The organism is Shewanella surugensis, from assembly GCF_023284005.1.
GTDB lineage: Bacteria > Pseudomonadota > Gammaproteobacteria > Enterobacterales > Shewanellaceae > Shewanella > Shewanella surugensis.
This window is the reverse complement of sequence record NZ_JAKIKS010000304.1, coordinates 1-1,480: the sequence shown is the minus strand read 5'-3', so window position 1 is coordinate 1,480 and position 1,480 is coordinate 1. Positions and strand designations below refer to the sequence as shown.

General features: G+C 39.4%; 1 protein-coding gene. It reads left to right on the top strand.

The features are described 5' to 3' along the window. The first annotated feature begins 214 nt into the window (after positions 1–214). Complete coding sequence (locus L2764_RS27150) at positions 215–850, top strand: SIS domain-containing protein (RefSeq protein ID WP_248943443.1); 636 nt, start codon at positions 215–217, stop codon at positions 848–850. Positions 851–1,480: the final 630 nt, after the last annotated feature.

Genomic DNA, 1,480 nt, shown 5'->3' with positions numbered 1-1,480 from the left:
AACTCTTAGGGTCTCGCATAGGTTGCTCTCCTGTCTTTTGGTCGAGACTTGAGCCTACCTATACCGCGGTATAGGTGAAACCTATGCGAGTCACCCCGGCAGAGCCGGGGGGTTATCGTTTGTTAATTAAATGAAACATAATATCAGTGAATATTTGACAAAATTGATTTTTAAAATTAATTTCAGAGTCTAAGCATAAACTAAAGGAATAATTGTGGACGTCAATTCGAATGGATTAAACTTCTCTGAATGGCAAAAAAATATTGCACAAGGGCATGCCAAATTAGTTGTAAGCAATCGAAGAGGCATAAAGATCAGTGTTGATTTGGCATTCAACCAACTGAGGCAGATAATTTATAAATTGCATTCAAAGAATGGTAGCGCATATTTTATCGGGAATGGTGCGAGTTCAACCATAGCGAGTCACTTTGCAGCAGATTTGACAAATAATTACGCAGTTCATGCCACTGCTATATCTGATCCTGCACTCCTTACCGCACAAGTCAATGATTTCGGAAGTGAGACGATGTTTTCACGTCCACTCAATGTATTTGCCAGAGAAAATGATCTCTTGATTGCGATTAGTAGCAGCGGTTCATCTTCGAACATATTGAGTGGTGTTCGTTGTGCACATGAGAAGGGCATGATGGTCGTTACATTTTCAGCTATGAGTCAAAAAAATCCTTTGAGAAATTTTGGAGATCTCAATTTCTATGTGCCAGTCGATACCTATGGGGTTGCTGAAACATGCCATACTTCATTGCTCCATTACTGGCTTGATAGTATGAACCCCAATTTTTTTCTCTGTCATAAAAAAATAGTAAACAACAGTTCGGACTGTTTCTCTTGATGAGTAAATAGTGAAGAATTAATGGGTAGGTTCTGCGACAATCTGGTTTCTTACATCAAAGCAAAAAGCTACCCATGAGTTGTATAGTAGAAACGGTTTTAAGCTCAATGTCCAACATCAATAAACCTCAGCGTCTCTTTATGGCCTATTTATTTTCAGTATTAATGGTATATCAAGGACGGAATACCCACACAAATGTTATTAGTTACAGTCAGTTAAGTCAAAGGCGATACTATCGTTGATCTAAGAGAAACTTTGATTATGCCGATTTTAATACCCAGGAATTGGGACACTTTTATAATGGCAGTGCGGATGAAGCACATCGAGGGCTTGAAATTTCGACCATCAGTGTGACCGATTTAGCCTAAAATACAGCTTATGCGTTGGATTCACGACAAACCATTGATGAAGAAAATAAGACCCAGATTGATTTATATGCCGAGCATTTGATTTAGTGCCAAAGTTACATCAATTGGGCGTCCGCTATCTGAGTTGTGATGCCTATTATACGAAAATAAAGGTGAGCGTCCGGCGAACTACGCCTTGCTTAGATTAACATGCCAAGGTAAGAGACTATTGAGATCACAGTTGGGGGGAGATAGCTGTTCCAAGCAATGTTCGATGTAATCG